The 20,962-nt window shown below is 63.6% G+C and carries 12 protein-coding genes and 2 pseudogenes; 3 read left to right on the forward strand and 11 right to left on the reverse strand.

Annotated features, from left to right (window positions below):
- Positions 1 to 39 precede the first annotated feature (39 nt).
- Positions 40 to 888, reverse strand: coding sequence for a pirin family protein (locus ACIPR8_RS12700; RefSeq protein ID WP_446541260.1), 849 nt, complete (start codon positions 886 to 888; stop codon positions 40 to 42).
- 236 nt (positions 889 to 1,124) lie between these two features.
- On the opposite strand from ACIPR8_RS12700, the gene ACIPR8_RS12705 reads away from it, so the two are divergent.
- Both ACIPR8_RS12705 and ACIPR8_RS12710 read left to right on the forward strand, forming a co-directional pair.
- Positions 1,125 to 3,191 carry a carbon starvation CstA family protein gene (locus ACIPR8_RS12705; RefSeq protein WP_446541261.1) on the forward strand — a complete coding sequence of 689 codons (2,067 nt, stop codon included), beginning with the start codon at positions 1,125 to 1,127 and terminating at the stop codon, positions 3,189 to 3,191.
- A complete protein-coding gene (locus tag ACIPR8_RS12710) occupies positions 3,191 to 3,415 on the forward strand; it encodes a YbdD/YjiX family protein (protein WP_232149943.1) in 225 nt (74 codons plus the stop codon). The genes ACIPR8_RS12705 and ACIPR8_RS12710 overlap by 1 nt, the downstream gene beginning before the upstream one ends.
- A gap of 170 nt (positions 3,416 to 3,585) precedes the next feature.
- On the opposite strand, the gene ACIPR8_RS12715 is transcribed toward ACIPR8_RS12710, so the two are convergent.
- From ACIPR8_RS12715 to ACIPR8_RS12730, 4 genes are all read right to left on the reverse strand, one after another.
- Entirely contained in the window at positions 3,586 to 4,836 is a 1,251-nt protein-coding gene (locus ACIPR8_RS12715) for a DUF819 family protein (protein ID WP_192286423.1), read from the reverse strand.
- A 206-nt stretch (positions 4,837 to 5,042) separates the two neighbouring features.
- The gene (locus tag ACIPR8_RS12720) at positions 5,043 to 6,296 is read right to left on the reverse strand and encodes a DUF819 family protein (protein ID WP_132864659.1); all 1,254 of its coding nucleotides are present in this window, start codon (positions 6,294 to 6,296) and stop codon (positions 5,043 to 5,045) included.
- Positions 6,297 to 6,651: 355 nt separating this feature from the next.
- Positions 6,652 to 8,718 carry a prolyl oligopeptidase family serine peptidase gene (locus ACIPR8_RS12725; RefSeq protein WP_446541262.1) on the reverse strand — a complete coding sequence of 689 codons (2,067 nt, stop codon included), beginning with the start codon at positions 8,716 to 8,718 and terminating at the stop codon, positions 6,652 to 6,654.
- Positions 8,719 to 9,066: 348 nt separating this feature from the next.
- The gene (locus ACIPR8_RS12730) at positions 9,067 to 11,034 is read right to left on the reverse strand and encodes an OPT family oligopeptide transporter (protein ID WP_192286426.1); all 1,968 of its coding nucleotides are present in this window, start codon (positions 11,032 to 11,034) and stop codon (positions 9,067 to 9,069) included.
- Between the two features lie 210 nt (positions 11,035 to 11,244).
- Here ACIPR8_RS12730 and ACIPR8_RS12735 point away from each other — a divergent pair, with 210 nt between their 5' ends.
- Positions 11,245 to 13,011, forward strand: a complete 1,767-nt coding sequence (locus ACIPR8_RS12735; protein WP_446541263.1) for a peptide MFS transporter — start codon at positions 11,245 to 11,247, stop codon at positions 13,009 to 13,011.
- A 328-nt stretch (positions 13,012 to 13,339) separates the two neighbouring features.
- Here the strand turns inward: ACIPR8_RS12735 and ACIPR8_RS12740 are convergent, their stop codons facing one another.
- The 6 genes and pseudogenes from ACIPR8_RS12740 to ACIPR8_RS12765 all read right to left on the reverse strand — a co-directional run bounded on the left by ACIPR8_RS12740 (position 13,340) and on the right by ACIPR8_RS12765 (position 20,722).
- A complete protein-coding gene (locus tag ACIPR8_RS12740; protein WP_446541264.1) occupies positions 13,340 to 14,581 on the reverse strand; it encodes a carbohydrate porin in 1,242 nt (413 codons plus the stop codon).
- 961 nt (positions 14,582 to 15,542) lie between these two features.
- On the reverse strand, positions 15,543 to 17,501 hold the full coding sequence (locus ACIPR8_RS12745; protein ID WP_446541265.1) for an alpha/beta hydrolase family protein: 1,959 nt from the start codon (positions 17,499 to 17,501) through the stop codon (positions 15,543 to 15,545).
- Positions 17,502 to 17,835: 334 nt separating this feature from the next.
- Positions 17,836 to 18,192, reverse strand: a complete 357-nt coding sequence (locus ACIPR8_RS12750; protein WP_446541266.1) for a hypothetical protein — start codon at positions 18,190 to 18,192, stop codon at positions 17,836 to 17,838.
- A gap of 38 nt (positions 18,193 to 18,230) precedes the next feature.
- Positions 18,231 to 18,428 (reverse strand): annotated as a pseudogene (locus ACIPR8_RS12755) (transposase); the annotation flags it as partial.
- A 798-nt stretch (positions 18,429 to 19,226) separates the two neighbouring features.
- On the reverse strand, positions 19,227 to 19,625 hold the full coding sequence (locus ACIPR8_RS12760) for a hypothetical protein (protein WP_446541267.1): 399 nt from the start codon (positions 19,623 to 19,625) through the stop codon (positions 19,227 to 19,229).
- Between the two features lie 8 nt (positions 19,626 to 19,633).
- Positions 19,634 to 20,722, reverse strand: a pseudogene (locus tag ACIPR8_RS12765) (IS3 family transposase).
- Between the last annotated feature and the right edge of the window lie 240 nt (positions 20,723 to 20,962).

Raw genomic sequence — 20,962 nt, forward strand, 5'->3', positions numbered from 1 at the left:
CGGGCACCGGCAAGGCCGGCGTCCGCGGCGCTGTCCGCTTCAGAACTTGCCGTCCTGGTAATCGGCGAAGGCCTGCATCAGCTCCTCGCGGGTGTTCATCACGAACGGGCCATACCGGGCCACCGGCTCGCGCAGTGGCTTGCCCGCCACCAGGATCAGGCGCGCGCCCTGGCTGCCACCTTCGACGCTGAGCTGGCGGCCGCCGCCCAGCACCGCCAGGGTCTGCGTGGCAACCGGCTGGCGCTGCGCGCCGTCGCCGAACAACGCCTGCCCTTCGAACACGTAGGCGAACACGTTGTGTCCCTCCGGCAACGGGACGGACCAGCGCGCTCCGGCAGCCAGCTCGATGTCCAGATACAGCGGCTCGGTAGCCGGCTGCCGGATCGGCCCGGTCACCTCGCCCACCTGCCCGGCGATGACCTTCAGGATGACGCCTTCGGCCGGCGTGGCCTGCGGAATGCGATCCGGGGCGAACTCCTGATAGGCCGGGGCCACCATCTTCTCGCGCGCCGGAAGGTTCACCCACAACTGGAAGCCACGCATCCGCCCCGATTCCTGCTCGGGCATCTCCGAGTGCACGACACCGCGGCCGGCAGTCATCCACTGCACGCTGCCGGAGGTCAGCAGGCCTTCGTTGCCATGGTTGTCGCGGTGGCGCATGCGGCCATCCAGCATGTAGGTGACCGTCTCGAAGCCACGGTGCGGATGGGAGGGGAAGCCGGCCAGGTAGTCTTCCGCACGGTCCGTGCCGAACTCGTCGAGCATCAGGAACGGGTCCAGGTCCGGCAGGTCCTGCGTGCCGATCACCCGGGTCAGGCGCACGCCCGCACCGTCGGAGGTGGGCATGCCCCGCAGGGTGCGCAGTACACGGGCATTGTCATCGCTCATGGGAAACCTCCTTGCAGAAGATCCGACAATGGCGGCCAGGCCCGCAGCCGCCAACAGCCAGCACTGCAACCGATTGTTCCAGATCGGCGACGGCAGCAGGCAAGCGACCCGCGCAGTCAGTTTCGGGCCGGACATTTCCCTAAGACCAAAGTCGAATCCGCTTCACCTGCCGTACACATTGACCCCCGGCGTGCATGGGTAGACCCTTGGATCCATTACCCCTGCGAGGCGACTCGATGAAAGGTTTCTCCAAAGCCGGATGGGCAGTGCTGTCCCTGATCGGTGCTTTCTGTCTGGGCGTCGTGGCGCTACGCCGCGGCGAACACATCAATGCCCTGTGGATCGTGGTCGCGGCGGTCTCGCTGTATCTGGTCGCCTTCCGCTACTACGGCCTTTTCATCGCCAACAAGGTGCTGGGGGTTGATCCCACCCGCGCCACGCCCGCCATCCTCAACAACGATGGCCTGGACTACGTGCCCACCAACAAGCACGTGCTGTTCGGCCACCACTTCGCCGCCATCGCCGGCGCCGGCCCACTGGTCGGCCCGGTGCTGGCCGCGCAGATGGGCTACCTGCCCGGCACGCTGTGGCTGATCGCCGGCGTGGTGCTGGCCGGCGCGGTGCAGGACTTCATGATCCTGTTCATCTCCAGCCGCCGGAACGGCCGCTCGCTGGGCGACCTGGTGCGCGAGGAAATGGGCCAGGTGCCCGGCACCATCGCGCTGTTCGGCGTCTTCATGATCATGATCATCATCCTGGCGGTGCTGGCGATGATCGTGGTGAAGGCATTGGAGGGCAGCCCATGGGGCATGTTCACCGTCATCGCGACGATGCCCATCGCCATCCTGATGGGCGTGTACATGCGCTACATCCGCCCCGGCAAGATCGGCGAGATCTCGGTGGTCGGCCTGGTGCTGCTGCTGGCCGCGATCTGGTACGGCGGCAAGGTCGCCGCCGACCCGGTGATGGGCCCGATGTTCACCTTCACCGGCGTGCAGATCACCTGGATGCTGATCGGCTACGGCTTCGTCGCCGCGGTGCTGCCGGTGTGGCTGCTGCTGGCCCCGCGCGACTACCTGTCCACCTTCCTCAAGATCGGCACCATCGTCGGCCTGGCGATCGGCATCCTGATCGTCATGCCGGAGCTGAAGATGCCGGCGCTGACCCAGTTCACCGACGGCACTGGCCCGGTGTGGAAGGGCAGCATGTTCCCGTTCCTGTTCATCACCATCGCCTGCGGTGCGGTGTCCGGCTTCCATGCGCTGATCAGCTCGGGCACCACGCCCAAGCTGCTGGCCAATGAAGGCCACGCCGCCTACATCGGTTACGGCGGCATGTTGATGGAATCGTTCGTGGCCATCATGGCCATGGTCGCCGCCTCGATCATCGAGCCGGGCATCTACTTCGCGATGAACAGCCCGGCCGCCATCATCGGCACCGACGTCGTGCACGCCGCGCAGGTGGTGTCCAACTGGGGCTTCACCATCACCCCGGAGCAGCTGACCAGCACCGCCGCGGAAATTGGCGAGCACTCCATCCTGTCGCGCGCCGGCGGCGCACCGACGCTGGCCGTGGGCATCGCGCAGATCCTGCACGCGGTGTTGCCGGGCGACGGCATGATGGCGTTCTGGTACCACTTCGCCATCCTGTTCGAAGCGCTGTTCATCCTGACCGCGGTCGATGCCGGTACCCGTTCGGGCCGCTTCATGCTGCAGGACCTGCTGGGCAACTTCGTGCCGGCCCTGCGCCGCACCGACTCGTGGGTGGCCAGCTTCATCGCCACCGGTGGCTGCGTGGCGCTGTGGGGCTACTTCCTGTACCAGGGCGTGACCGATCCGCTGGGCGGCATCAACATGCTGTGGCCGCTGTTCGGCATCGCCAACCAGATGCTGGCCGGCGTGGCGCTGCTGCTGTGCACCGTGGTGCTGTTCAAGATGAAGAAGGGCAAGTACGCCTGGGTGCCGCTGCTGCCGGCCATCTGGCTGCTGATCTGCACCGTGGCTGCCGGCTTCATCAAGATCTTCTCCAACGAGCCGGCGGTGGGCTTCATGGCCCAGGCACACAAGTACCGTGATGCCATCGCCGCCGGCAACCTGCTGCCGCCGTCGAAGAACTTCGACCAGATGCAGCAGGTGATGGTGAACAACTACATCAATGCCGGCCTGACCGCGCTGTTCCTGTTCGTGGTGTTCGCGGTGCTGGTGTACTCGGTCAAGACCATCCGCCAGGCCCGTCGTTCGCAGGTGCGCACCGACCACGAAACGCCGTACGTGGCACTGAAGCCGCACGAGGTGGACCTGTAATGGGCACCGAGCTGGTCCCCGTCGGCCAGTACCAGACGTTCCGCCGCACCTGGCGGCGTCTGGTACAGACTGCACGCCTGTGCTGCGGGGTACCGGATTACGACAACTACGTCCGGCACATGCAGGAGAAGCATCCCGACCGCGAGGTCATGGATTACAAGACCTTCTTCCGCGAGCGCCAGGAGGCCCGGTTCGGCAACCGGGGCGGTTTCCGCTGCTGTTGAGCCGGATACGTTGAGACAATGAAAAAAGGCGGGGCCAGCGGCCCCGCCTTTTTTGTCTGTTGTAGGAGCGGCCTTGGCCGCGAAGCCGCTATGCAGGAATGCCCCGCAATTTCACGTTCAGTGACTTCGCGGCCAAGGCCGCTCCTACAAAGATGCCGACCTGCGGCCAATCAGGCGCCGGCCATCCACTTGAGCATCAGGCCGGTCATGTAGGCGATGACCGTGCCGGTCGCGTAGCCCACGGTGCCCAGCAGCACGCCCACCGGTGCCAGGGTCGGGTGGAACGCCGCAGCGACCACCGGGGCCGATGCCGCTGCACCGATGTTGCCCTGCGAGCCAATGGCGAAGAAGAACAACGGCGTGCGCAGCAGGCGGCCGACCAGGTACAGCAGACCGATGTGCACGCCCATCCAGATCACGCCCAGCAGGAACAACCACGGGCGGTCGACCAGCGACAACAGGTCCATCTGCATGCCGATGCAGGCGATCAGGAAATACAGGAACAGGGTGCCGATCTTCGAGGCGCCCGCCGCTTCCAGGTTGCGGGCCCGGGTGAAACTCAGGCCCAGGCCGATCAAGGTCGACAGCATCACCACCCAGACGAAGGCCGAGTTCAACGAAGCCTTGCTGGCCCAGCTGACGTTCTCGCCGAACCACGTGGCCAGCGGCGTAGCCAGGGCATGCGCCAGACCGACCACGCCCAGGCCGACACCGACGATCACCATCAGGTCGGTCAGGCTCGGATTGCGCGCGCTCCTGGCTTCGTATTCGGCGATGCGCCGCTTCATGTCATCGATGGCCGAGGTATCGGCACCGGTACGCGCATCGATGGCCTGCGAGCGGCCGGCCAGCCACAACAGGATCGCCATCCACAGGCTGGCGCAGGCCACATCGACCACGGCGAACTGGCCGAAGGTGGTGGCATCGACGTTGAACGTCTCGCGCATGGCGGCCATGTTGGCGCCACCGCCGATCCAGCTGCCGGCCAGTGCGGCCATGCCGGCCCAGGTGTCACCGGCCACGGTTTCCGGGTGGATCAGCTTCATGAGCTGGAACGACACCGCCGCACCGAGCACGATGCCGACGGTGCCGGTGACGAACATGACCAACAGCTTCGGCCCGAGGCGGATGATGCCCTTCAGGTCGATGGACAGGGTCAGCAACACCAGCGCGGCCGGCAGCAGCACGTCACGGGCAATGGGGTTGTAGAGCTTGGTGCCATGGCCGTCGATCAGGCCGACGGTGTTGTAGATGGCCGGGATGAAGTAGCACAGCAGCAGTGCCGGCACCCAGGTGAATACCTTCCGCCAGAAGGCGGTGGGTCCGCTGGCCAACCAGAAGATCAATGCCAGCGTGGCGGCGATCAGGCCAAGGCCGACGATGTCATTGGTGATGATGGCGGTGGAGCTTTCGGTCGGCATATGTCCGGTTCCTGTCGATCGAATGAGAATAAAAACGCCACGTTGGGAACGTGGCGTGGGAGCGTGGAGCCTAGCATGGGGCAACGGCTGAATGCGCACTTCGCAGGAGTGCCCCACGCCGCGAAGCAGCCGTTATCCCGGCTACCGCATGAGTGATATCGGGGAGTCCATCTGCTTCGCGGGCGCGCCCGCTCCTATGAATTTGGTCAGCCTGCGCCGGCCATGGCGCGCAGGGCGATGCCCACCGCATAGGCGGCACCGGTACCGACCGCGTAGCCCAGCGTGCCGAGCAGCACGCCCACCGGCGCCAGTGCCGGGTGGAACGCCGAGGCCAGCACCGGCGCCGAGGCCGGGCCACCGATGTTGCTCTGCGAGGCGATGGCGAAATAGAAGAACGGCACGCGCAGCAGCTTGCCCACCCCCCACAGCAGCACGATGTGCACGCCGATCCAGATCACGCCCAGCGCGAACAGCCAGGGCTTCTCCAGAAGCGCCAGCAGGTCCATCTGCATGCCGATGCAGGCGATCAGGAAGTACAGGAACATCGACCCCCATTTGGACGCGCCCACGCCTTCCAGCTCGCGGGCACGGGTGAAGCTCAAGCCCAGGCCGATGAACGTGGCCAGCAGCACCACCCAGACGAACGGCTTGTCCAGGCTCACCGAGGCCGACCATGCAAAGGTGGCACCGAACCAACCCGACAGCGGGCCGGCCAGGGCATGTGCGATGGCCACCGTGCCGAAGGCCACGCCCGCCATCACCATCAGGTCACCCAGGGCCGGGATGCGCGCGTGCTGGGCCTGGTAGTTGGCCACGCGGTCACGCAGGTCATCCAGGGCGGTCGTATCGGCGCCACTGTGCTTGTCCAGCGCCGGGGCCCGTGCGGCGAAGAAGATCAGCACCGCCATCCACACGTACCCCACGCCGACATCCACCACCGCGAACTGGCCGAAGGTGGTCGCATCGACCTCGAAGATCTCCTTCATCGCCAGCATGTTGGCGCCACCACCGATCCAGCTGCCGGCCAACGCCGCCATGCCGCCCCAGGTGCCACCGGCAACGGTGTCCGGATGCACCCAGGACATCACCTGGAAGGCCACCAGCGCGCCGAGCATGATGCTCAGCACCGCCGCCACGTACATGGCCAGCATCTTCCAGCCCAGGCCGAGAATGCCCTTCAGGTCGATGGACAGGGTCAGCAGCACCAGCGCCGCCGGCAGGAACACATCGCGGGCGATGGGGTTGTAGAGCTTGGTGGTTTCGCCGTCGATCAGCCCGAAGGTGTTGTAGACCCCGGGAATGAAGTAGCACAGCAACAGCGCAGGCACGAAACTGTAGAACTTCCTGAGCAGCCGGTTGCTGCTGCCGGACGTCCAGAAAATCACCCCCAGCGTGGCGGCGATCAGGCCGAACACGATGATGTCGTTGCTGATGAGCGCACCGGTTGCGGCTGCCGTCATCGTCTATCCCCCTGATGCTTGAGTGCTGAAAAGCCTGCCCTCACCCCAACCCCTCTCCCGCAGGCGGGAGAGGGGCTTTTGAGATTGCAGTCATCTTGATTGCTTCATCCCCAGGCGCGCAGGAGAAGGGCTTTTGAGATTACGGCCATCTTGATCACTCCCTTCTCCCGCACGCGGGGTGAGGACTTGTTGCTTACGAGCCATTGGCTCGTACAAGGCCGAACGACCAGCGCGCTGCGCTGGGCAGGGGCGCGGAGCGAGGTGCCCGAAGGGCGGATGAGGGGAGCTTTCGCTCTATCCAGCCACCGCCAACAGACAGAAAAAGAGGGCATGCCAACGCATGCCCTCGCTTCCATTACTGGCCGATGTGCTGCTTGAGCCAGTCATTGACGGTGTCGTGCCACTTGACGCTGTTGTGCGGCTTGAGCACCCAGTGGTTCTCGTCCGGGAAGTACAGGAACTTGGACTCGATTCCCTGACGCTGCAACGCGGTGAACGTGGCCAGGCCCTGCTCGACCGGGATGCGGTAGTCCAGCTGGCCCTGCACCACCAGCATCGGCTTTTTCCAGTTGGCGACGTGGTTGACCGGGTTGAACTTCTCGTAGTTCTGCGGGACGTCGTACGGCGTGCCGCCCTGCTCCCACTCGGTGAACCACAGTTCTTCGGTGGCATAGCCCATGGCACGCTGGTCGAACACGCCGTCGTGGTTGACCAGGCACTTCCACGGCTCGTTCCAGTTGCCGGCGATCCAGTTGACCATGAAGCCGCCGTAGCTGGCGCCCAGTGCGCAGGCCTTGTCGCCGTTGAGGAAGCTGTACTGCTGCTGCGCGGCGGCCCAGCCCTTCTGCAGGTCTTCCAGCGGGCGGTCGCCCCAGTGCTGGCTGATCGCATCGGTGAAGGCCTGGCCGTAGCCGGTGGAACCGTGGAAGTCGATCATCACCACCGCGTAGCCCTGGCCGGCGTAGGTCTGCGGGTTCCAGCGGTTGCTCCAGCCATTACCGAAGCTGCCCTGCGGGCCACCATGGATCAGGAACGCCACCGGGTACTTCTTGCCTTCCTGGTAGTCGTGCGGCTTGACCACGTAGCCGTGCACGGTTTCGTTGTTCCAGCCCTTGAACGAGAACTGCTCGAAGTCACCGAAGTTCACGTCCGGCAGCATCTCACCGGCGCTCTGGGTGATCGCACGCTGCGGCGCGCCGGCAGCGGTGGTGCTGGTGAACACCTGGTCGCCGCTCTTGAGCGAGTTGCGGCTGAAGGCCAGCGTGTCGCCGGCGATGTCGAAGGCCGAGATGCTGCCCTCGCCCACCACCTTGCTGACCACGCCATCGGCCACCTTCACCGCGAACAGCGGGTGTTCGCCCATGTCCTGCGCGGTGGTGTAGACGGTGCCGCCATCGGCCGACAGGGTGATGCCATCAGCCGAACGGTCCCACTGCGGGGCGATCTCGCGGGCCTTGCCACTGGCCAGGTCCAGCGCCATCAGACCGAAGCGGTCGGCTTCGAAGCCCGGGCGCTTCATGGCGCGGTAGAACAGGGTCTTGCCGTCGGCGCTGAACACCGGGCCGGCATCCCACGCCGGGTTGGCGGCGGTCAGGTTGACCGGGGCGGCCTTGCCGGTGGCGTCGAGCTTGTACAGGTCGAAGTTGGTCGACCACGGCTCCTGGTTGCCCTGCACGCGGATGCTGGCCACCACCGAGGTGCCATCCGGCGACCAGACGAAATCGTCGTTGCCACCGAACGGCTTGGACGGCGCATCGCCGGCCAGGGTCGCGCTGATCGCCGAGGCGCCCTTCACCGCAGCAGCACCAGCGGCCGGCAGCGGCGCGACGAACAGCGTGTTGCGACGGCCATCGGCCCAGGTGTCCCAGTGGCGCACGAACATGCTGTCGTAGATCTGCGCGCTGCTCTTGTCGGCCTTGGCCGCATCAAGCCGCTTGCTGGTGCAGGCCAGGTCCGAACCGCAGTCCTGGAACACGCCGGCGCTGAACAGCACGCGGTCGTCCTGCGGCGAGATGCGGTAGCTGTCCACGTCCAGCGCGAAGTCGGTCAGCTGGCGCGGCGTGCCCCCGGCCAGCGGCATCACGTACAACTGCTGGCTGCCGTTCCTGGCACTCAGGAAGTACACGCTCTGGCCGTCGGCGGAGATGGATGCCGAGTTCACGTTCCAGCCTTCCGGCGACAGGCGCTTGGGCGGGGCCAGGTCACGGGTGCGCAGGTCGCGGATCCACAGGCTGCTGCTGCCCTTCAGGTCGGCGTCGACCACGCGCTTGGCGAACACCACCTGGGCCCCGTTGCCGGCAAGCAGCGGCGCCGATACGCGGTCCAGCTTGACCATGTCGCGGACTTCAAAACCGCGCGCACTGGCCAGCGAAGGCAGGGCGGCGAGCAGGCACAGGGGCAGCAAGGCGTGACGAAGCTTCATGGGCATCTCCCGGGAAACGGCAAAACACGGATGGTAGGCGGCGCACGGACCCCGATGCAAAGGCATGAAGTCATGCCCGTGAAACAGCCGCAAACGGCAAAGCCGCCCTTGGGCGGCTTTGCGTTGGCTTGGTCCCGCCAGGCCTCTGCGTGAGCCCCGCTACCGCGTGAGCCCTGGCCTCTGCGTGAGCCCCTCTCCTGCGAAGCGGGAGAGGGATTGGGGTGAGGGCGCCTTGGCTTTGCGCCAGGAGCTACGGCCAGATCAGCCCCCAAGCGCCCCCATCCGCCCTTCGGGCACCTTCCCCCGCAAGCGGGGGAAGGGACAAAGTCACAGCTGGGTTGGTCTGCCTCAGGCCTTCGCCGCCTGCTCGCCCTTCTTGCCGACCCGGTACAGCAGCAGGCCGACCAGGAACAGCACCACCAGGCCCGCCCAGGCCGAAGCCGAGGCCCAGGTATCGGCGAAGCTGCCCAGGTTCACCGCCAGCACGTCGCCACGGCCGCTGACCACGATCGGGATGGCGATGGCGATGCCCATCAGCGCCTCACCGGTGATCAGGCCGGCGGCGAACAACACGCCCGGGCGATGCACGCGGTCACGGCCTTCCTCGTCGTCCGGCTTGATCTTGTGGAAGCGTTCGACCAGGTAGGCCAGCAGGCCGCCCAGGAAGATCGGCACCATCAGCTCCAGCGGCAGGTAGATGCCGATGGCGGCGGCCAACACCGGCACGCGGAAGCGCTTGCCGGTCTTCTTCAGCCACTCGTCGATGGCGATGATCACCGCACCGACGCCGGCGCCCAGCGCGATCATCATCCACGGCAGCTCGCCGCCGAACAGGCCACGCGCCACCGAGGCCATCAGGTTGGCCTGCGGAGCAGCCAGCGAGTTCGGATGTTCGGCAGTCGGAGCACCGATGCCGTAGGCGTGGGCCAGCAGGTTCAGCACCGGGGCCATGATCAGCGCACACGAGAAGGCACCGATGCCCAGCATCAGCTGTTGCTTCCACGGGGTCGCGCCGACCAGGTAACCGGCCTTGAGGTCCTGCAGGTTGTCACCGCCGACCGCGGCCGCGCAGCACACCACCGCGCCGATCATGATCGCCGCCACCGGGCCCAGCGCCGAGTCACGGCCCATCAGCAGCACCAGCACCGCCGAAGCGAACAGGATGGTGGAGATGGTGATGCCCGAGACCGGGTTGTTGGACGAACCGATCAGGCCGGCCAGGTAGGCCGACACCGACACGAACAGGAAGCCGGCCACGATCATGATCAGCGTCATCGGGATCGAGACATGCCACTGGCCGACGATGGCCTGGTACAGGCCCAGCAGCGGCAGGGTGAAGGCCACCAGCGCGATCAGCATCCACTTCATCGGCAGGTCGCGCTCGGTCTCGGCCACCTGCACCGCACCGGCACTCTTGCGGGCCGCGGCGAAACCGCTCTTGATGCCCTTGACCAGCGACTTGCGCAGCGAGAACAGGGTCCACACGCCGCCGATCAGCATCGCGCCGACGCCGAGGTAACGGATCTTGGCGCCCCAGATGGCGAACGCGGCATCGGCCGAGGAGGCCGTGGCGATCTGCCCCGCCAGGCCCGGGTCGGTGTTCATGAAGAACGCCTGGTACAGCGGGATGGCGATGTGCCAGGACAGGATCGAGCCGGACACCACCACGATGCCGACGTTCAGGCCGACGATGTAGCCCACGCCCAGCAGCGCCGGCGACAGGTTGGTGCCGATGAAGGCGGTGATCTTGGAGCTGCCGACGTAGGCAGACTGCGCCCAGGCGTCCGGGAAGATGCGCAGGCCCGAGGCGGCGGCCAGCTTGACCAGGCCACCGATGGCGGCCGACAGGCCAAGGATCTTCATGCCCGGGCCGGGGTTCTCACCGGCCTTGAGCACTTCGGCCGCGGCCTTGCCCTCCGGGAACGGCAGCGGGTCCTCGACGATCATCGAACGGCGCAGCGGCACCGAGAACAGCACGCCCAGCAGGCCGCCCAGGCCGGCGATGCCCAACACCCACCAGTACTTGAAGTCCGGCCAGTAGCCCATGATGACCAGCGCCGGGATGGTGAAGATCACGCCGGCGGCGATCGACGAGCCGGCCGAGGCGCCGGTCTGGACGATGTTGTTTTCAAGGATGGTGCCGCCACCGAGCAGCCGCAGCACGCCCATCGAGACGACGGCGGCGGGGATGGCGGTGGCGATGGTCAGGCCTGCGAACAGACCCAGGTAGGCATTGGCGGCGGACAGGATCACCGCCAGCACGACGGCGAGCAGCACCGCGCGGAAGGTGAGCTGCCGAGGCGCAGCGTTATTCATGGAAAGCCCTTGGATGGCAAAAAACCGCTGCCACGCTAACGCCCGCTTAACGTCAAGTCCAGACGCAACGCGCCATCCGGTGGCAATGGGCAAAGCCTGTCCCCGGATCTGGCCTGCCCGGCCGCCGCATCCGGCAAGGTCCCCGGACAGGCCGGCAACGGCCGCCAAAGCGCGCCTATACTCGCCGGCTTCCTCCTTCCAGCACCGCCAATGTCCACCCGCCAATCCCTGTCCCGGGCCGGCAGCGACGACTTCCTGGGCCACCCCAAGGGCGTCTATGTCTGCTTCTTCACCGAAATGTGGGAGCGCTTTTCCTTCTATGGCATGAAGGCGCTGCTGTTGCTGTACCTGACCAAGTACCACCTGTTCGGCGACAAGGCCGGCCTGGACCTGCTGGGCGCCTACGGCGGTCTGGTCTACTGCATCCCGGTGTTCGGCGGGCTGCTGGCCGACCGCTGGCTGGGCATGCGCAAGGCGGTGGTGTTCGGCGGCATCCTGCTGGTGCTGGGCCATGCCGGCATGGCCTTCGAGGGCCAGCAGGCCCACCACGTCGGCGGCCAGGTGGTGCGCGACGAGGCCGCGCTGGGGGTGACCTACCTGTCGCTGGCGCTGATCATCATGGGAGTGGGCTTCCTGAAGCCGAACATCTCCACCATCGTCGGCAAGCTGTACCCGGACAACGACCCGCGCCGTGACTCGGGCTTCTCGCTGTTCTATGCCGGCATCAACCTGGGGGCACTGTTCGCCTCGCTGGTGTGCGGTTTCCTGGGCGAGGCCTACGGCTGGAAGTACGGTTTTGGTGCGGCCGGCATCGGCATGCTGGTGGGCCTGGCCATGTTCCTGTGGGGCCAGAAGTACCTGCACGGCCACGCCGAACCGCCGCAGCCGGCGACCCTGCGCGAGCGCGTGCTCGGCATCCGTCGCGAGTGGCTGATCTACGTGCTGGCGGTGCTGGCGGTGGTGCCGGTGGCGGCGTTGATGTGGGCCGCGGCCAACGGTGCGTTCGCGCTTGGTGGCGAAATCAGCCTGGCGCTGATGCTGATGATCGTGGTGCTCGGCGGCGTGCTGCTGTGGTTTGCCTGGTTCACCGGCACCCAATGCACGCCGGTGCAACGCCAGCAGATGATCGCGCTGATGGTGCTGATCTTCATGGCGCTGGTGTTCTTCACCCTGTATGAGCAGACCTACGGCTCATGGGTCACCTTCACCGACCGTCTGCTGACCAAGGACCTGGTGCCGGCACTGGTGATCCGCGACGGCACGCCGCTGCCATGGTCGATCGTGTCGCTGCTGCTGGCGCCGCTGGGCTTCGTGGTGGCCGCACGGCTGTCCGACCGCGACCCGGATTCCAATGCGCCACGCGTGCTGTTCGCACTGATCGTCGCGGCGATGCTGGTGATGCTGGTACGCGACTGCCTGGTGCTGCCGCAGACGGCCGGTTCACTGACCTACCTGGGCGCGTTGTTCCTGGTGCTGCTGGCGCCGCTGTTCGCGGCGTTGTGGGCATGGCTGGACAAGCGCCGGCTGGACCCCTCCAAGCCGGTGAAGTCCTCGTTCGGGCTGGTGTTCGGCGCGTTGTCGTTCGTGCCGCTGGCGCTGGCCGCGCAGCAGGTGGGCGCAACCGGGCAGATGGCCAGCGTGTGGTGGCTGGTGCTGGCCTACTTCGTGCTGGAAGTTGGCGAGATGTGCCTGTCGCCGGTGGGCCTGTCGGCGGTCACCCAGTTGGCGATGCCACGGGTGATGAGCCTGATGATGGGGACCTGGTTCCTGGCAACGGCGTTCTCCGAGACGCTGGCGGCCTTGTTCGGCAAGCTGGCGGCCATCGACGTGCCCGAAGGCGAGGTGATGAACATCGCCGAGGCTGCCGCGCGCTACGAACATCTGTTCTGGCTGCTGATGTGGATTGGCCTGGGTTGTGCGGTCGTCGCCCTGCTGGCCTCGCCCCTGCTCAAGCGGATGATGCACGGCGTACGCTGAGCTACGCAGGAGCGGATTCGACTACGAAGCCGATGCCACTCCGGGCAAAGCCAACGGCAACCCCTCCCCAACCCTCCCCTTGCCTGCGGCAAAGGGAGGGAGCGGTCCCTGGCACCTGACACGGCAGGCGCGGCCTCGGCCGCGAAGCCGATACCGCTTCGGGCAGAGCCAACGGCAACTTCCCCCAAACCCTCCCCTTGCCTGCAGCAAAGGGAGGGAGCGGTCCGTGGCACCTGACACGGCAGGCGCGGCCTCGGCCGCGAAGCCGATATCGCTTCGGGCAAAGCCACCTGCCTGCGAAGGAAACACATGGAGCCTGCAACCGTCATCAGAACGACGTCTGCACCTTGATGCCCGCCACGAACGCGCTGTCCACTTCCGTCACACCACCGGGGTGGCGCACGTACTGCAGGTTCGGGCGAATCGTCAGCCACGGTGCGACATGCACGCCGTAATACACCTCGGCGTTGTATTCGGTGTCCTGCAGCGGCTGATACAACGGATCGAGGTAATTCTCGACACCGTTCACTGCGTTCAACAACATCCGCCGGCGACGCACCTCTGCATTGACATGAATCCGTGCCACGCCGATGCCCAGGTCATCCTGCGGACGGGCGTCGAAGGGGCCGGCATAGACCAGGCCGACCTGTTGGTAGTTGTCCACCACATTGGTCGCCTTGTCATGCGCGGTGTAGGTGGCGAACACCCTCAGCCCACGCGTGGCATCGCCGCCACGGGCCGTGAGCTGCTGCTGCACCTCCACCCATGCGCCGTGCTTGCGGTCATGCGACTGGAACGGACTTCCCGTCACCGCCTGGGGCAACCCGTCCACGTCCTTGAAGACGTCATCGGCCCGCGCGGTGCTGAAGTAGTAGCCCAGCCGGTACTCGCCCGGCAGCGCCGCGGTCCCCAGCCGGGGGTGCCAGACCAGCTCGATGGGGACCAGCGTTCCGGCGCGCCCCTCCGTGCTGAAGGTGAAACCGCGTCGGCGGTCGAGGACCGAGGGATTCTGTTCATAGGCGCCCACCTGCACGAACCAATCCGGCGCGAAGCTGTAACGGACACGGGCCGCCCATTGGCTGACCGGCCAGTTGTACCAGATGCTCCCCGCCCAGTTGCCCACCTGCGAGCCGCAGAAGGCCAGATTCTGGAAGTCGCAGGGAAAGCTGTTGAAGTCCTCGCCCGGGCCAAAGCGCCCGAGCTTCACATCCAGGGCACCATCAAAGTAGGCCTGCTGGTACCAGAGCTGGGTAAGCCGCCAGGTCTGCCCTCGCCCCCAGATCTCCTGCACCGAACTGAGCTGCCCGGCACGCGGGTCGGCGATGCGCGCATTGGACAGGTTCTCACCGCTCCGCTCGGTGACGGTCACCTGCAACTGCGCTGCCTTCCAGCCGAATACCTTTTCCAGATCCAGGTGCATGCCCAGCGCGAACTGGTCGCTGTAGCGCCCCACCTGGTCGTCGTTGTAGCCACCGTCAAGGTTGGTCGCCACCTCGCCGACATAGTCGAGGTTGAAGTCGATGCCGCGCGCCTGGAGCTCCGTGCGCTTGCCGCCCCAATCACCCAGCATCCACTTCGAATCAGACGCGAAGGCATCGGCCGCATGCGCCGGGCCGCACAAGGCCATTGAACACAACAAAAACGCGCCGCCCGCTGCAAGCGTTGGCGAACGGAGAGTGGGGACTTTGATCACGTGGCGACCTCCTCGGGTGGTTCTTGCCTCCGCGCATGGCGCGGCCCTCTCCAAGCCCCGCCCTACGAGCATAAGGATGCATGGAGACATGCATTGCTCTGTGAAATACAGCAAGGCAGCGGCCCACGCCGTACCGGCCGCGGCGTTACGCCCGGGGGCGAATCCGCGAAACCCGCGCACCAGGAACCTTTCCGTCCCGGCGGCACGGGTTGGCCGCGCAGCGATGTTAGGTTCGTGCCCATCGCGCACACGCGCGCCCTTGCAGGACGCATCGTTACGCTGGCCGATCGACCACTCGCGACATGCGGCACACACGCGCATGCGCCTCACTTTCCTGCAGAAACACCGTCGCCAAGCCTCGTTGAATCAATGGCATGCGAAATCAGATGCGGACATTCAGTGTCTGCCGGACAGCGGAAATGATCACCGCGCTCTGTTTAGGACATGCAGCGTTTCGCCCTGTTCATTGCGCTGACATATCCGCGGCACACAGCACGCACCACCCACGACCTACAAGGCGGGAGGGCAGGAAGAACGATGCAACGCGCATGGAATCCGGGAACACCGACCTACCAGCGACTGGATGGCAGCGATCAACTGCCCGACCCTCAGCCCACCTTGTGCCCCAGAAGCTACGGACAGTGAGCGATGGCAGACGTTGGAGCCACCGGCGGTCGTCCACCCCGAGAGAACGCGAGCGATCACACACCCAAAATTCCGGACAGTTCCACCGGCCTCAAAAGGGCCAGGTGCACAGCAGATCCAACCGCCGTGCATGCAGGCCCATGGGTGGTTCAGTGCGCCGCGGCACCATCCTGATCTTCAGGCCGCGGCATGGCTATCTAGCGGTCTCTCCGCCAAGATGCGCGGCAAGAAATGCCAGCAGACGCGTGTAGTACTCGCGACGATGCGGCTCGGTGTAGAAACCATGCCCTTCCGTGTTGTAGTAGAGCGCCTCCACCGGCACACCCGCCTTGGTCAGCGCAGACTCCATCATCCGGGTGTGCTCAATCGGCGCGATCTCATCCTCACCGCCTGCCGCCAGAAACACCGGCACCTTGATCCGCTCGGCGACGCGGTTGGGGGATGCAGCAACCAACTGCGCCTGATCGTCTCCCACCCATTCCCGCGACCAATTACCCATGCGTCGCAACTGACGACTGTCGGCACGTTGCATCATCGGCAAGTCGTAGACCCCTACGTAGCCGGCGGCGCAGCGGTACAGCGCAGGCTCCTTCGCCACGCCCATCAGCGCCGCATAGGCTCCGTAGCTGGCGCCATAGATGCATATCCTTCCCGCATCCGCATGCTGCTGCTGGATTGCCCAGCGGGTGGCGTCCGTCAGGTCGTCCTGCATCGCCCCTCCCCATTGGCGTGCGCCAGCGACCTGAAAACGCCGACCAAAATTGCCCGACCCCCGGAAGTTCACCTGCATCACCGTGTACCCCGCTGCGGCCAACATCTGTGTGTCGGCGTTGTACCGCCAACTGTCAAAAATGCCGAACGGTCCACCATGGGGCATCACCACCATCGGCCGCGGGCCTCTGGCGCCGCGTGGCGCGGTCAGGTAGCCATGGATCTCCAAGCCATCACGTGCCTTGAACGAAAACGGCTCGACCGTCGCGGCCTGATCGGGGTCGATCCACCCTCCCCTGCTGACCACATGCTCTACCTTCTTCTGCGCGGGGTCATATAAATAGAAATCGCCCGGGTTGTTGCCGGACCACACCTTGACCATCAGCAACCTGCCATCACTGGTGGCGGAGGTCACCCGCAACGCCTGCCCTGGGAATACCGCCTCCAGGCTCCGGTGCTGTCGCACCTCCGGACGCGAGTCATCGAAGAACAGGTTCTGGTAGCGACCATTCATGACCTGCGCCCCGATGGGTATCCGGGTGCCGTTTTGGTAAATGATCGACACCGGGTCCGAGCCCGCATCCTGCAACAAACGCCTGCGCTCACCCGTGACCGGGTTCCACCCAATGATGACATCCGTTCCAGGACCGTCACCGCTCACGCGCAGGTAGGCCACGCTGTTATCGGCCGAGAATCCGAGGGGCTCCTCGATGCGACCACCATCGCCCTGGTCGTTGACCAGCCGCCAATCGGAGCCACTGCCATCGCGGTAGTAGAGCTTGTTGGCGTTGTCGTGGCTGGAACCGTACGCAAAGCGGACCTCGCCAGTATTGTCCGTCCCGAAACTTGCCCAAGGCACAGGCGCGGAAGCGAGGCTGGTCCGGCGGCCACTCAGCACATCGACCTTCTCCGCACGGGCGTAGGGTTCTGTTGCCCCCAGCGGCCACACCGAAATCACCGCGTAGCGTTCATCCCCGGTCAGTCCATCGGTCAGGAAAGCCGCCACCGCCTCCACTTTCTTGGGCTGGATACGGGTGCCGGGACCATTCCCCTGAACCCGGAACCCCACCAGCAGCTCAGCCCGCCCGCCATCGGCATTCATGGCATACAACTCGCCGGTGGCCTGCGGTTGGTCGAGCGTCCCGAATTTCTCGGAAAGACTGATCACAACACGCTCGTCGCTTACCCACTCGAAGTCGCTGACGTGTGCGTTGCGAGCAGGCACGAACGTCCCTGTACTCCTGTTTCCTTCCCGGGAAAAAATTGCCAGTGCCGTCTTGTCCTCCAATGGAACGGTAGCCGCGTAGTACTTGCCCGTTGGGGACAGTTTGATGTCATTGAAATCGTCACTGCGAATGTACGGCGCAAGATCGATCGCCGCCCACACGTCCCCGCACCCTGCCATCAGTACGAGCGCCAAGCCCAGCTTCACCATTCGCATACATGCCCCCTTGCAGACATCCGGCCTGCGGCTCCGGGATTCTATCCACCCCTCCAACGGCAATGCCAGATATGCCACGACTCCGGCCAGAATGGGTGGCTACCGGAAGCGTAACCACTGCCTCCGTGCGGCTCGGCTTGCCTGAAAGCCACTTTTGCCTCAAACGTTAACCTGCCCGTCCCCGTGCTGAGGCACATCGAAACCGGGGGTCAGAGGCCGACTCTTGCAAAACCCGACTCCGCTCCCTTTTTCCTCCCATTTCTATCAGATCAGCCCGGAAACACCTTGATCTATTGCCGGAAGACACCGAACACCTCGGCACCAGATCCGCCCCTCAAACCCACGCACTCGCGTCATGTAAAAATCGCCAAATGCGCATTTTTCCAAGCTTCGTTTTGACCAGTGAAGAAATGGTATTCACCTCTCGCTCCGCGAAAATCGCCCACCACGGGCGGCCATCCTGCAAACTATCAAAAGGCGTGACGATGGTCTTTAAAGCGCCCTTTCCATACAAGAGCCAGAGCATCTCGGAAATATGTTCATCCTTCAAGGCTGCGAGCACTTCGAAATACTCTCTTTCAAAGTCACGCGACCTCGCCATCCGCCAAGATTCAAGAAACTTCTGATTAATACAATCCATAGATGGATCATCAGCACCAAGAGACTGAGAACGGACATGCGAGCCCAACATCCTTCACCTTTACATAATAAATAGCCATTAGATCAAGACAGCTTTCGGCTTTCCTCTTCCAGCAGCCTTAAACGTTTCAATTCCGAAGGGCCAAGCCCACCGTACTTCTTTCGCCACACGTAGAAGGTCGCCTCGGCAATACCCATTTTCCTGCAGATCTCGCCTACTGCCTTTCCCAGCTCCGCCTGCTTCAGCGCGTAGGCAATCTGCTCCTCGGTGAAACGCGACTTCTTCATGCCTGAATCCTCGTTTGTCACGGGGCCCAATGCTGCCGACGTCTCTACTTTAGCCTGCACCAGTTTCCTGGGGGCGGGTCAGTCACGTTAATAGTCGAAGCAATCACCAACAGCTAAATATAGACCCTGGGAGCGGATCGAAACTCGTCAAACAGGCGCTGAGCATCCTGCTCCGATACCGGAAGATCATGATCTTTTACTGCCTCATAATGCCGCACAAACTCATCCGGCAACTTAACTCTATATTTACAAATCCAATTTATAACTATCCCATCCCAAGCATAAACACCATCTGAAAATATGGCATTCCTAACCATATCACCACCCCCTAAAGGATCGGGCACGGGACTAACAAACTCCAAGAGAACAACCCCTCTCTTCATATAATTCAAAATTCCTTCAGCAAGCTCCTCAGACAAGAAGCACATATTGTCATGAATGCTTGGTAACGACTGATCTAATTGCGAGTAACCTCGCTCCCTGTACAAAAACAATGGCTTTAGCACCGTCGCATGACTCCATATTGCCTCAGTGATGGCGCGACCAAAATACGTGACACAACAATCAACACCGGACAGCGCCCTCAAACCTAGCTCGCAAAAGCGAACTGCCGAACCAAATACCAGCAGCGCTTACAAGAGCCCAAGAACCACCAGGTGCAAGTCCACAAAACCGATCCTGCAGATGCTTCAAATCCCCTGAACGCCTGATACTTAGACAACGCAATAGCACACCACCTGCAATGGAAGAATCGCCAGCAACGAATGCATCCAAATAAGGCCAAACCCAATTCAATGCTTAAGACAATTCACCCAACGCTTTCTTTACGCGAGAAGCATCCGTGATAAAGAGCGACCAGCCATTATTACAGTGATGGGCATAGGACGCTTCGGGAATACAGCGACCAACGGCTTCGCGCACCTCACCAATAAAATCATCATCAACAGATAAATCTCGTAAAAAACCCATATCTAACACCTTACTCGCCAACGCAACCAGCGCCAGCGGAATCTCTTCCGGCAGCTCATCCAACCTCTTAGTCAGTTCTGAGTGAGCAAATCCAATTGCAGCGCCAGCGGAGAAGTCCCATTTCGCTACAGCGTGCTCAAAGCTTCCTTCAACGTATTTCCTGTAGTCCTCATAGCCCCATGAATCCATATATCCCCCGGTAATCCCCCCGCTTTCAGCGGCTGCCAAAAGTGGAGCTATGCGGCCATCGCCAGTTTCATTGCTGGCGTGATGCCGCCGAGCGCCATGTTGGGGCGCTCGTGGTTGTACGTCCATAGCCAGCGCGTGGCCTTGTCCTGCACCTGCTCGATGGTGTCGAACAAGGTCGTGGCCAGCCAGGCATAGCGGACGGTGCGGTTGTAGCGTTCGACGTAAGCATTCTGCTATGGCTTACCTGGTTGGATGTGCTCGATCCGGATGCCTTCGCGTTCGGCCCAGGTCAGTAGCGCACCACTGAGGTATTCGGGGCCGTTGTCCCAGCGAATGACCTTTGGCTTGCCGCGCCATTTGGATGATCTGCTCCAGCGATCGTATGACTCGGGCCGATGGCAGCGACAGATCGACCTCAATCCCGAGTCCCTCGCGGTTGAAGTCATCGAGCACGTTGAATAGCCGGAAGCTGCGGCCATCAGCCAGCTGATCGTGCATGAAGTCCATCGACCAGACCTGGTTGATCGTCTCCGGCACCTCCAAAGGCTCCGGCCGCTCGCGCACCAACCGCTTCTTCGGTTTGATCCGTAGGTTCAACTCCAGCTCCCGATAGATGCGATACACCCGCTTGTGGTTCCAGCCAAAGCCCTTCACGTTGCGCAGGTGCAGGAAGCACAGGCCAAATCCCCAGTCGCGATAGGCCGTGGTCAGCCGGACAAGCCAATCGGCAATCCGCACGTTTTCTTCGCTCGCTTTGGCTTGATAGCGGTAGCAGGTCTGGCTGACCCCAAACGCTTGGCAGGCGTGCCGGATGCTCAGCGCCCTGTTCGCCACTGCCCACCTGGCCATCTCCCGGCGTTGAGATGGCCTCACCATTTTTTTGCCATCGCCTCGCGGAGTACTTCGGCGGTCATCTGCGATTCGGCATACATCTTCTTCAGGCGCCGGTTCTCCTCCTGCAGCTCTTTGAGCTGGGACATCAGCGATGCGTCCATGCCGCCAAACTTGCTGCGCCACTTGTAAAAAGTCGCCGAACTGATTCCGTGCTCGCGACATAGTTCCGGCACGGGCGTGCCGGTCTCGGCCTGCTTGAGTACCGCGATGATCTGGCTATCGGTGAAACGGGATGTCTTCATGGAACCTCCTCGGAAAATGGTAAGAGAAAATTCCACTTTTGGCGTCAGCTAATCTGCGGGGGGATTACCATGCTCATCCAGCAGTACCGGAAAGCGTTCGCCTGAGGCGAACACGACGATCCGAACACGAAATGCCGGCTCCATCGTTTACATCCTCTACTGCTAGAAGATGGGCCTCAGACTAGCAAGAAGCAAAAATCTCCGCGTAAACAGAAAAACCCCAGAAAGTACGATGACTTA

It is taken from the genome of Stenotrophomonas sp. LARHCG68 (genome assembly GCF_052871705.1).